The organism is Prosthecobacter debontii, assembly GCF_900167535.1.
Classification (GTDB): Bacteria; Verrucomicrobiota; Verrucomicrobiia; order Verrucomicrobiales; family Verrucomicrobiaceae; genus Prosthecobacter; species Prosthecobacter debontii.
Genome location: NZ_FUYE01000025.1, coordinates 33,202 through 43,605, shown reverse-complemented (window position 1 = coordinate 43,605; position 10,404 = coordinate 33,202). Strand labels below are relative to the sequence as shown.

11 protein-coding genes and 1 tRNA gene are annotated in these 10,404 nt (G+C 59.8%); 2 read left to right on the top strand and 10 right to left on the bottom strand.

The window, feature by feature from the left end:
• Positions 1-263: 263 nt before the first annotated feature.
• The 10 genes from B5D61_RS23930 to B5D61_RS23885 all read right to left on the bottom strand — a co-directional run bounded on the left by B5D61_RS23930 (position 264) and on the right by B5D61_RS23885 (position 8,220).
• The gene (locus tag B5D61_RS23930; protein WP_078815954.1) at positions 264-782 is read right to left on the bottom strand and encodes a restriction endonuclease subunit S; all 519 of its coding nucleotides are present in this window, start codon (positions 780-782) and stop codon (positions 264-266) included.
• Positions 763-1,467, bottom strand: coding sequence for a restriction endonuclease subunit S (locus B5D61_RS27260; RefSeq protein ID WP_078815953.1), 705 nt, complete (start codon positions 1,465-1,467; stop codon positions 763-765). Before B5D61_RS27260 ends, B5D61_RS23930 begins: the two co-directional genes overlap by 20 nt.
• Positions 1,464-2,954, bottom strand: a complete 1,491-nt coding sequence (locus tag B5D61_RS23920; RefSeq protein WP_078815952.1) for a type I restriction-modification system subunit M — start codon at positions 2,952-2,954, stop codon at positions 1,464-1,466. Before B5D61_RS23920 ends, B5D61_RS27260 begins: the two co-directional genes overlap by 4 nt.
• Before the next feature lie 11 nt (positions 2,955-2,965).
• Positions 2,966-3,553, bottom strand: coding sequence for a restriction endonuclease subunit S domain-containing protein (locus B5D61_RS23915; RefSeq protein WP_078815951.1), 588 nt, complete (start codon positions 3,551-3,553; stop codon positions 2,966-2,968).
• Positions 3,550-3,840, bottom strand: a complete 291-nt coding sequence (locus B5D61_RS23910) for a DUF3892 domain-containing protein (protein WP_078815950.1) — start codon at positions 3,838-3,840, stop codon at positions 3,550-3,552. Before B5D61_RS23910 ends, B5D61_RS23915 begins: the two co-directional genes overlap by 4 nt.
• Before the next feature lie 457 nt (positions 3,841-4,297).
• Positions 4,298-4,370 (bottom strand) — tRNA-Ala (locus tag B5D61_RS23905).
• Positions 4,371-4,566: 196 nt separating this feature from the next.
• A complete protein-coding gene (locus tag B5D61_RS23900) occupies positions 4,567-5,052 on the bottom strand; it encodes a PqiC family protein (protein ID WP_176159641.1) in 486 nt (161 codons plus the stop codon).
• 109 nt (positions 5,053-5,161) lie between these two features.
• Entirely contained in the window at positions 5,162-6,172 is a 1,011-nt protein-coding gene (locus B5D61_RS23895) for an MlaD family protein (protein ID WP_078815948.1), read from the bottom strand.
• 36 nt (positions 6,173-6,208) lie between these two features.
• Positions 6,209-7,036 (bottom strand): ABC transporter ATP-binding protein, encoded by an 828-nt coding sequence (locus B5D61_RS23890; protein WP_078815947.1) that lies wholly within the window; start codon positions 7,034-7,036, stop codon positions 6,209-6,211.
• A gap of 44 nt (positions 7,037-7,080) precedes the next feature.
• Positions 7,081-8,220, bottom strand: coding sequence for an MlaE family ABC transporter permease (locus tag B5D61_RS23885; protein ID WP_078815946.1), 1,140 nt, complete (start codon positions 8,218-8,220; stop codon positions 7,081-7,083).
• A 168-nt stretch (positions 8,221-8,388) separates the two neighbouring features.
• Here B5D61_RS23885 and plsX point away from each other — a divergent pair, with 168 nt between their 5' ends.
• Together plsX and B5D61_RS23875 are read left to right on the top strand one after the other, a co-directional pair.
• Complete coding sequence (gene plsX / locus B5D61_RS23880) at positions 8,389-9,411, top strand: phosphate acyltransferase PlsX (protein ID WP_078815945.1); 1,023 nt, start codon at positions 8,389-8,391, stop codon at positions 9,409-9,411.
• Positions 9,398-10,404: beta-ketoacyl-ACP synthase III (locus B5D61_RS23875; RefSeq protein ID WP_078815944.1), on the top strand; the 1,007-nt coding region annotated here is incomplete at its 3' end. The genes plsX and B5D61_RS23875, both read left to right, overlap by 14 nt.

Below are 10,404 nucleotides of genomic sequence, written 5' to 3'. Positions count from 1 at the left end.
CGTTGGGGGTCGTTCATTGCGGCCCAAAGGGCAGCGGGATCGCATGGCTTGAGCCTGGTTCCCCGTTGGGGGTCGTTCATTGCGGCCCAAAGGGCCGGGAGAACATAGCCCAGGGCTGAGCGAAGCGATGCCCTGGGTGCCCTGGGATGCGTTCCAAGCACACCACCCCGGTGCCCTGAAAGGGCACGAGAGGCGTCCGAAGTCGGAAGAGTGGAATGGTTGGTGAACATCGGATCAGGCGATGATTGGTAATGCGTCCTCGTTTATGGATTGACTCGGATCTTCCCCGTCAGCAGCCGCTGCATCAGACCCCGTTTTTGCTGGTCGAGGGCGGTGCGTTGGGTGCGGAGGTTTTTGATGAAGATGGAAAGGTTTTCGAAGAGTTCCCCGAGCTGGGCTTGCTCAGCTGGTTCAGGGGTTGGCACGGTCACCGAAAAAAAGTTCGATGCGGTTAGATTTAGTAGCCCATCATTGCGAACTCCTGCATTGATCAGGCGGTGGAGGCCGTGATTCAGGCCACCGTAAAGAAAGAAATGTTTGTAGAACAAGGGGGAGTCACTTTCTGAACGAAGCCGGAAAGAAATCCAGACATTGGGCACGGCTCCTTCTTCAAACTCTTCAAGGCGATAAACGCATCCTTGTGGGTATCTGTCGGAGTTGCCTTTGTTGTAAGAGAACTCGCCCTTCTTGAGCAGAACATAGTTCTCGATGTTCCTTCCTGCGATCACCCGGCTGAACTTCTCCCGTTGATCGACGAAGCCTCTACCTGCTGCTGAGAACATGCTCAGGCTCTCCTACAATTGTCCGGTCAACCCGCTCGAACACGGCATCCAAACTCTTGTGCTTCCACGGCTTCGAAAAGCCCTTGAGCCTGCGGCGACCGGTGAGGAGCTGTTGCATGAGGGCCTTCTTACGGCGCTCCTGGACTTTGATGAGAGCGTCGAGCTTTTCCAACGCATCATCCCAGGTGCTCAAGATGTCGGCGATCTTGCGTTGTTCGGAAAGGGGTGGCTTAGGGACAGGATATTCTTCGAGAGCTTCAAGAGGCAGTCTTCCTGTTCCGTGCCCTGCGGTTGTCACAAGGCTTCGAACCCTCGCGTTTTCTGCACGCAGAAAGTAAGCGATGAATCGTGGGTCCATCGACGCGTCATTGGGCACAAGCGCCTTAACGTCTTGGTTAAACGCTCCTCGACAGCGGAGGATACCAACAGGCACCTCTTTCATGAGGGTCATGCCGCGTACCAGCACGAGAATCGTGTTTGGCTCACAAACTCTCGTTCCTTTGCCAATGGCCTCTTCGCTCACGTGCTCAATCGAGTCGTGAAGATAAAGGCTCTTTAAATCTTTGCCTGAAAACCAAGGGACCGTGCCATTCCAGTAACCGGGATTCCCACGCGAAGGGGTTCCTCCAGACTTAGTTGCGACTAGTTCGCCTAGTTCAAAGACCGGCCATTTTGTTAGTTTCATACCCCCAGCTCCTCCAAATAATCCTGCATCTTCGCCCTCACGGTGGCGAGTTCGGATTCGAGACGGGTGATGTCGGCCTTCACGGCATCGAGATCAATTTCGGCCTCCTCCTCAAAGGTGTCCACGTAGCGGGGGATGTTGAGGTTGAAATCGTTGTCGGCGATCTCCTGGGGCGTGGCTCGGTAGGCGTATTTTTCCACGGTCTGGAAGGCCCGGTAAGTGCCGACGATTTTTTGCAGATGCTCGTCCGTGAGGACGTTTTGGTTCTTGGCATCCTTGTATTCGCGTGAGGCATCAATGAAGAGCACATCACCATGGGTCTTGCCTTTATTGAACAGCAGGATGGCGGCGGGGATGCCGGTGCCGAAGAAGAGATTGGCCGGAAGGCCGATAACGGCTTCTAACAGATTTTGCTCAATGAGCTTCTGACGGATTTTCCCCTCCGCAGCTCCGCGAAACAGAACGCCATGAGGGACAACGACGCCGACCTTGCCGGTGGCCTCGCGAGCAGTCTCGATCATGTGGGTGATGAAACCCCAGTCGCCTTTGGACTTAGGCGGCAGGCCGCGATGATAACGATGGAAGGGATCTGCCGCAGCCTCTTCATATCCCCATTTGTCCAGGGAGAAGGGAGGATTGGCGACGACGATGTCGAACTTCATGAGCTGGTCATTTTCCACCAGACGTGGATTTCGCAGCGTGTCGCCCCACTCAATGCGGAAGTTGTCCATGCCATGAAGGAACATGTTCATTCGGCAGAGGGCATGAGTGGTGCCGTTCATTTCCTGGCCAAAGAGAGCAAAGTCCCGTTCATCGGCCTGACGCCCAACCTTGATGAGCAGGGAGCCGGAGCCGCAAGTAGGATCACAAATGGTGTCGCCCTTCTTCGGGGCCAGCAGTTTGGCCAGCAGGCTGGAGACTTGACCAGGGGTGTAGAATTCTCCGGCTTTTTTCCCGGCATCCGAGGCGAAGCGCTCCAGCAGGTATTCATACACATTGCCAATAACATCCTCCTCCCCCACAACGGAAGGGCGCAGGTCCAGGCGTGGATCGGCAAAGTCCTGGAGCAGGAGTTTCAGCTTGGCATTGCGGTCCTTGGTCTGGCCGAGCTTGTTTTCCGAATTGAAATCCACCTCACGGAAGACGCCGGTGAGCTTGGCCTTGTTGGCCTCCTCAATACCCGCCAGGGCGACGTTCATGCGTTCGCCGATGTCAGGCTCATTACGCTGGTTGTAGAGGCTGAGGAAGTCGCAGCCGTCAGGGAGCTGAAAGCGTTCGCGGGCCAACCGACGGGCCACGCGCTGTTCATCACCTTTGTATTCGATCATGTACGCATCCCGGTGGTCGCGCCAGACATCGGACATGTACTTCCAGAAGAGCATCACGAGGATGTAGTTGCGGTAATTTTCAGCATCCACAACGCCCCGAAAGGTGTCACAGGCACGCCAGGTGACGTCGTTGATTTCAGATTGGTTGACTTTGCGCATAGGGGGACAGATCAGGAAAGGGGGGCTTTTTGCAGAAGGGTGGATTGCAGATGCTGATGACGAACAAAGGCGAGCCGCTCTGACAACTGGCGTTCCTGGGTGGCCAGCTTGTCAAGTTCCACGATGACAGCCTGCTTGGTTAATGGAGGCAAGGGTAAGGCGAGGCCCGCCAGATCTCCCCGCTGAATGGTCTGCACCAAGGTGCCTTTGCGATGCGTGGAAAAATGCTGTGCAGCGGTCTCGCTGCGAAGAAACCAGGCTAAATATTCTGGGAAAACACGACTGAAGTCACAACGGACAATGAAAAACTGGGCACCGACAATGACATTCTGATCAGGCAGATCAAAAGCATAGGCGGTGGTGCGGAGGCCGCGATTGGGAACCAGGACATCCCCGAATCGCAGAAACAGGTCTGGCTTGACGGATTCGCCGGGCTCAAATCTCAAAAGGTCAGGGTTCGTGAGGTGTCCATCATCCGAGACATCGCTGATGCGGATCATCTGGCAAGACCCGTTGGGGTCGGGACGAGTCGCGTCCCGACCCCGCAGGGTGACCCCCATGCGGACAGATGCAATTTGGCCGATGGGGATCAGGTTCATGGTGGGCACTCAGGCAGGCTGAGCAGGTTGTTGGGCTGATCACCGTCGTTGATGGTCTTCAGGTATTTATTTCCTGCGGCGCTCTTGGCGACGATGACCCTGACCGTGTCTCCCCCGACGCTCACGTAAAAGGTCCACTTTCCCGATTCGATACCTTCAATGGCCTCGTCCAGGGTGAGTTTCCAGCGTTTCCCGTCAGGGTTGATACCTCCCACGTTTTGGATGCGCTCGTGCGCACTGGTGCGGTTGGTTTTATTGATGTAGCGTATTTGGTGGCTTGTTGCCATGGCGTGTATCTAGGTCTAGCGTTTTAAAAAACCGCCAGGCCAGCCACTGGAGGGAAATTGTTGCACCTCTACCGCCTCCGAGTTACAATTCAGATGTCTAGGCTGATCGTCGCTCTCGAGCGTCATCGGTTCAAAAAGGCCCGGGTTGCCACGAGGTAGCTCGGGCTTCTTTTTGACTGGCAGGCACCATCATGTCACGCTCGTATGCTAAGTCAAGATTATTTTTTTACACACTTACCAATCGTGAAATAAGCATCAAACAGATCCTGTGCTTATCAGCCGTTCGCTCAGCGTGAATTGCCTTCTGTCTCCAGCCACCCGATTTTGCCCCCTTGACGGGTTTTCAGTCCGATTGAGTCATTTATCCTTGTGGCAAGAGCCGAACTTTTAACGCCTGTTGGAGCAACTCGACTTCGTCGTTGCACCCCCAGCTACGCCCTCCCTTTCAATTCAAGCGTGGAGACAAGGGGATTCGAACCCCTGACCTTTTCATTGCGAACGAAACGCTCTACCAACTGAGCTATGCCCCCTTCACGTGGCATAACCAATAACATGGCGGGCCAGAAAGCAACGATTTTTCTTGGGGGGAGGGAGTGGTGATCAGGGGTCAGGGGTCAGGGGTCAGGGGTCAGGGGTCAGGGGTCAGGGGTCAGGGGTCAGGGGTCAGGGGTCAGGAGTCGGATCACCTCGCGGGCTGATGCGCTTCATCCCCTGCCCTTCATGCCTTCACGCTCGGGTGGCGATCTTGCGGGCGAGTTGGCCGAGGGCGTCGTTCATGGCTTTCACGTGGTCGGCGGCGCTGGCGCCGGGGGGGAGCGGCACTTCGGTGCGGAAGGATTGATAGGGCAGCTCGGTGCCTCGCACGGTCTGGATGCGCCAGGTGCATTCGAGGATCATCGCCCCGGTGGCGTCGGGATCAAATCGCAGCACGCGCAGTTCCACGAGCCCGGTGTAGTCCAGGGTGAGGAAGTCGCTCACGGGCAGGATGGTGGTGGAGCCGGTGAGGCGGCTGAGATTGGCGGCGGTGACGCGGGCGATGCCTTCGGTCAGAGGCTCCAGCCAGAGCTGGGAGTCCATGACTTTCACGGAGCCGGTGGCGTCTCGGCTGACGAGCTGCTGGCGGTCCAGGTAGCTCGGCAAGGAGGGGCGGGCGACGGCGAGGGCGGGGGTGGAGGAAGAACCGGCCTTGAACGGGATGGCGGGGTCCAGCACATGCCGGGTGGCGGGGTCATTGACGGGCTTGAAGGTGCTGCAGGAGGCGAGCGCGAGCAGCGCGAGGCCCCAGGCCGGCAGGGAGCGGGAGAGAAAGGTAGTCATCGAGTCAGTCTTTGTGTTCCTTGCCCATGAGCAGGGCGTTGGGATTGCGTTTCAGGTCATTGGCCAGCTCGGTGATGGCGCGGGCGGCGCGCTCGGTTTCCTGGAGCACGGCCTGCAGGCGCATGAGCACGGGGCCGCGCGGATTCGTCACGCTGGAGAGTTCTTTGCCCACCTGCTGGATCTCCTCCAGGCTGGCGGTGGCTTGATCGGCCACTTTGGAGAAATCGGCGATCAGAGGGTCGATGCCGGCATTGGCTTTGGCCGCGAGTTGCTTCCACTCCACCAGGGATTCATCGAGGTGCTTGATGGCGTTTTGCAGGTGCTCGTTGGAGGTGATGGCGCGGATGTCGGCGGTGGCGGCGGTGACGTTGTCGCTGATGGCTTTCAGGTCGAGGTCATCGATCTGTTTTTGGGCCGATTCCAGGACGCCGCGCAGGTCTTTGGCGATGCCTTCGAGATCCAGCGAGTTGATCTTTTTCAAGCCATCCGCCACTCCGGCGATGAGTTCATCGATCTCGGTGGCGATGGTGGGCACGGTGGGGTAATCCGCGACGGTGCGGCCGTCATAGACGAAGCCGGGCTGATCCGGGACGATGTCGAACTCGATGTAGAGCAGCCCGGTGAGCAGGCTCTGCTGCTTCATCCCGGCGCGCAGGCCGCGATCGACCGCGCGCTTCACGCCTTCCCGGGTGGAGAAGTCGATGCTGAGGCCGGAGGTGGAGCCGATGGTGTTGATCTGTTTTTCCGCCAGCTCCACGACCACGGGGATGATCTTGCGATTCTGCTCCGTATCCACCAGCACATGGATGGAGGAGACGGTGCCGATGCGCACGCCGCCGAAACGCACGTCTGAGCCGACCTGGAGGCCGACGGCGCTTTTATCAAAGTGCAGGAGGATGCGGTGGGTCCGCTCGAAATACTTTCCGGCCCCGAAAAGCACGGCTGCGATGGCTGCGATGAGCAAACCGAAGAGCGTGAATGCTCCGATCAGCGTGGGGTTGGCCTTTTGACTCATGAGGTGAACAAATAAAAAGTTAGACGGGGCACGGGACTAGGAACTGGAGACGGGAGACTCGGACTCCGCCCCTCGATTCAAAAAGCGTCGCACATTGGGATTATCGGAATGATCCCGCAGCTCGGACGGGTTGCCGACGGCCCCGAGGGTGCGTGTTTCCGTATCCAGAAAGACGCTGTTGTTGGCGATGGCAAAGATGCTGGCCAGCTCGTGGGTGACGATGACGACGGTGGAGCCCAGGCTATCCCGCAGGCGCAGGATGAGATCATCCAGCCGCCGGGAGCTCAGCGGGTCCAGCCCGGCGCCGGGCTCATCCAGGAAGAGGATGTCCGGGTCCAGGGCCATGGCTCGGGCGATGCCTGCGCGTTTATTCATGCCGCCGCTGACCTGGCTGGGGTAGTAGTCCTCATAGCCGGAGAGGCCCACCAGCGCCAGCTTGTAGGCGGCCAGGTCACGGATGTCTTTGGCCGAGAGGGGGGTGAACTCCTGGAGAGGCAGGGCGATGTTTTCCGCCAGGGTGAGGGAGGACCAGAGAGCGCCGGACTGATACATGACGCCAAACCGGCGGATGAATTTCTCCCGGCCTTCGTCATCGGCCGCCGTGAAGTTTTCCCCATCGTAAAAGACCTGGCCGCGGGCAGGCTCGCGCAGGCCGATGAGGTGGCGCAGCAGCGTGCTCTTACCACAACCACTGCCGCCCATGATCACAAAGATGTCCTGGGCCTGAATGTCGAAGGTGAGATCCTTCATCACCACAAAGGAGCCGTAGGCCATGGTCACCTCACGCACGGAGACCCTGGCCTGAGCGGCAGCGGGAGCGGCGGCGGCGGCAGCGGTCTGGGGGGCTGGAGGTGAGGCGGGCATGCGAGGGAGGAGGGATGAGGGAGTGGGATGGGGGAAAAACGAGGTCAGATATCCAGCACGGTAAAGATGGCGGCGAAGGCGGAGTCCAGGATGATGATGGCGGTGATGGAGGCCACCACGGCCCGGGTGGTGGCCTGGCCGACGGCCGCGGAGGAGTTCCCCGCCATCATGCCCTGCATGCAGCCGCTGATGGCGATGGCGGCGGCAAAGAAGAAGCTCTTGAAGACGCCCAGGGAGGAGGTGGTGAGATCAATGGCGGCCACGGTTTCATTCCAGTAAAGCACCGGGGGAATGCCCACCATGGCCCCCACGAGCATGCCGCCCAGGATGCCGATGATGTTCGAGTAAATGGTCAAAATCGGCAGCATGAGCAGCAGAGCCAGCAGGCGCGGCAGCACGAGGAAATCGAACGGGTTCAAACCGAAGGTGCGCAGGGCATCGATCTCCTCATTGGCCTTCATGCTGCCCAGGTGCGCGGCAAAGGCGGCGCCGGTGCGGCCACTCATGATGATGCCCGTCATCACCACACCCATCTCACGCACCATGGCGATGCCCACCAGATCCGCCACGAAGATATTGGCCCCGAAGTTGGTGAGCTGCACATTCCCGACAAAGGCCAGGATGAGGCCGATCAAGAAACTGATGAGGGAGACGATGGGCAGTGCCTCGATGCCGCACTCCTGCAGCGTCATCCAGAAATCCTGCTGCCGAAACCGCGCCCGCCCGGTGAAGAACCGCCCCACCGAGAGCACCGACTCACCGACAAACTCCGCCATGGCCTTCATGCCCGCCCAGATGCGCAGGGTGAGCTTACCCAGCTCCCGGAGGTCTGAGCTCTGGCCGCTGCGTGTCTTCGCCTCACTGCGCTCCGGCACGGCCAGGGCCAGCTCCATGAGGCCACGGAGATTCTCAGGCAGGCCCTCCAGAGAGGCCGTCTCCCCCTCCCCTGGCGGAGCGGCGCGGAGATGGGCCAGGAGGAAGGCCGGGAGGGTGGAGTCAAACTCCTCGAGCCCCTCCGTCTCATAACGATCGGCCGGCTTTTCCGGCACCTGCCCCTCCACCGTCACCGCAGGGCCGCCGCGTTTCCACTCACCGGAGAGTTTGAGAATCACCGAGCCCCCAGCCTGGGTCCAGATCGCCGTGGGAGTTTGCGAGGCTGAGGGAGAAGTCACTGCGGCGATCATGGCCTAATTCGGGTCTGCCAACAACCATCGTTTTTGGCGGCCCTGACAGGGGTGCCATTTGTCCCGGACGGCAAAGAACCCTTCCGTGAGGATGAATCCGCATTTGCAAACTGCCTGAGGCACGCTTTACACTGACACTCTCATTTTGAAAAAACTAGCTCCAGAGGCATGAAAATCGCGTTGGATGTCATGGGTGGTGACTGCGCCCCACAAAATCCCATGGGCGGCGTGAAGCTGGCCCTGGAAACCTTGCCGCAGATCGAGAAGATTTACCTCGTGGGCTCGCCTGAGGCCATCGAGCGTGAGATGCAGGCGCAGGGCATCCCCGCCAGTGACAAGCTGGAGATCGTGCCCGCCACCCAGGTGGTGGACATGAGCGACAGCGGCCTGGACGCCGTGCGGAAAAAGAAGGACAGCTCCATCGCCCGCGCCGTGGATCTGGTGAAGGAAAGGAAAGCCGATGCCGTGGTCAGCGCCGGGCACACCGGAGCCGCCGTCACCGCCAGCCTCATCAAGCTGCGCACCCTGCCCCATATCGAGCGCCCGGCCATCGCCGCCATCATGCCCTCCATGACCAGCCCCTGGGTGCTCATCGATGCCGGTGCGAATCCGGACAGCCTGCCCGAGCACCTCGTCCAGAACGCCCTCATGGGCAGCGCCTATGCCAAGCACGTGCTCGGCCGCAAAGAGCCCCGCGTGGGCCTCATGTCCAACGGCACCGAGGAGGAAAAAGGCAACGCCCTGTGCAAAGAGACCGGCAAGCTCCTGCGCACCACCCCAGGCATCCACTTCATCGGCAATGTCGAAGGTCATGACCTCTGGGAAACTCCGCCCGATGTCGTGGTCTGTGATGGCTTCACCGGCAACATCATCCTGAAGACCTCCGAGGCCCTGGCCCATGCCCTCTTTGGCATGATCAAGACCGAGATCGTCAGCTCCGCCCGCACCAAGATCGGCGGCTTGCTGGCCAAGCCCGCCTTCAAACGCATTCACAAAAAAACCAGTGCCGACGAATCGGGCGGCATGCCCCTCCTGGGTCTCAACGGCATCACCATCATCGCCCATGGCGGTGCCAATGCCTATGCCATGAAAAACGCCATCCGCATGGCGTGCGAGACCATCACCCATCAGGTCAATCCTCACATCGAGGCCGCTATCTCCCAACATCTTCTCATCCATGCCCAAGCCTAGTTCGCAGCCCTTCTGCGCCTCCAGCATCATCGGAACCGGCAGCTACATGCCGGAGAAAGTCATGACCAATGACGACCTGTCCAAGTTCGTGGACACCTCCGATGAATGGATCACCACCCGCACAGGGATCAAAGCCCGCCGCATCGCTGCCGAGAATCAGGCCACCAGCGATCTGGCCAGTGAAGCCGCCCGCCGCGCCATGGAGGCCGCAGGCATCACCGCCGAGGACATCAACCTCATCGTCGTGGCCACCGTCACGCCGGACATGTTCTTCCCCTCCACCGCCTGCATCGTGCAGAAGAAGATCGGCGCCGCGAATGCCGTCTGCTTTGACATCAGCGCCGCCTGCTCCGGCTTCCTGTATGCGCTTCAGGTCGCCCGCCACTTCATCAATACCGGTAACCGCACCACCGCCCTCGTCATCGGGGCGGAGAAGCTCAGCAGCCTCATCAACTGGCAGGACCGCAACACCTGCGTGCTGTTTGGCGATGGTGCCGGAGCCGTGGTCATCCGCCGCGCCGAAGAGAGTGAAGACGCCCCTGGCCGTGTGCTCTCCACCGTCATGGGCAGCGATGGTAACCTGACCGACCTGCTCAAGGTGCCCGGTGGTGCCAGCGCCTGCCCGATCACGCCTGAAAACGTCCTCAGCCGCCCGAACACCATCCACATGGAAGGGCGTGAGACCTTCAAGCACGCCGTCACCCGCATGTGCCAGGCCGCTGAGCAGGCTCTGGAGATTGCCGGTTTAACCAAAGAGGATATCAGCATGGTCATCCCGCACCAGGCCAATGCCCGCATCATCACCGCCATTGCGGATCGCCTCGGCCTGCCTCCGGAGAAGACCTTCATGAACCTGGACCAATACGGCAACACCAGCGCCGCCACCATCCCCGTGGCTCTGGATGAAGCCCATCGTCAGGGCAAGATCAAGAAAGGCGACATCGTCCTCCTCGTCGCCTTCGGCGGCGGCTTCACCTGGGCCAGCTCGGTGTT

What these genes read in the sequence shown, in the direction of transcription:
- B5D61_RS23930 (WP_078815954.1), bottom strand. Translation starts at nt 782, where the DNA reads ATGTTCTCAGCAGCAGGTAGAGGCTTCGTCGATCAACGGGAGAAGTTC.
- B5D61_RS27260 (WP_078815953.1), bottom strand. Translation starts at nt 1,467, where the DNA reads ATGAAACTAACAAAATGGCCGGTCTTTGAACTAGGCGAACTAGTCGCA.
- B5D61_RS23920 (WP_078815952.1), bottom strand. Translation starts at nt 2,954, where the DNA reads ATGCGCAAAGTCAACCAATCTGAAATCAACGACGTCACCTGGCGTGCC.
- B5D61_RS23915 (WP_078815951.1), bottom strand. Translation starts at nt 3,553, where the DNA reads ATGAACCTGATCCCCATCGGCCAAATTGCATCTGTCCGCATGGGGGTC.
- B5D61_RS23910 (WP_078815950.1), bottom strand. Translation starts at nt 3,840, where the DNA reads ATGGCAACAAGCCACCAAATACGCTACATCAATAAAACCAACCGCACC.
- B5D61_RS23895 (WP_078815948.1), bottom strand. Translation starts at nt 6,172, where the DNA reads ATGAGTCAAAAGGCCAACCCCACGCTGATCGGAGCATTCACGCTCTTC.
- B5D61_RS23890 (WP_078815947.1), bottom strand. Translation starts at nt 7,036, where the DNA reads ATGCCCGCCTCACCTCCAGCCCCCCAGACCGCTGCCGCCGCCGCCGCT.
- B5D61_RS23885 (WP_078815946.1), bottom strand. Translation starts at nt 8,220, where the DNA reads ATGATCGCCGCAGTGACTTCTCCCTCAGCCTCGCAAACTCCCACGGCG.
- plsX (WP_078815945.1), top strand. Translation starts at nt 8,389, where the DNA reads ATGAAAATCGCGTTGGATGTCATGGGTGGTGACTGCGCCCCACAAAAT.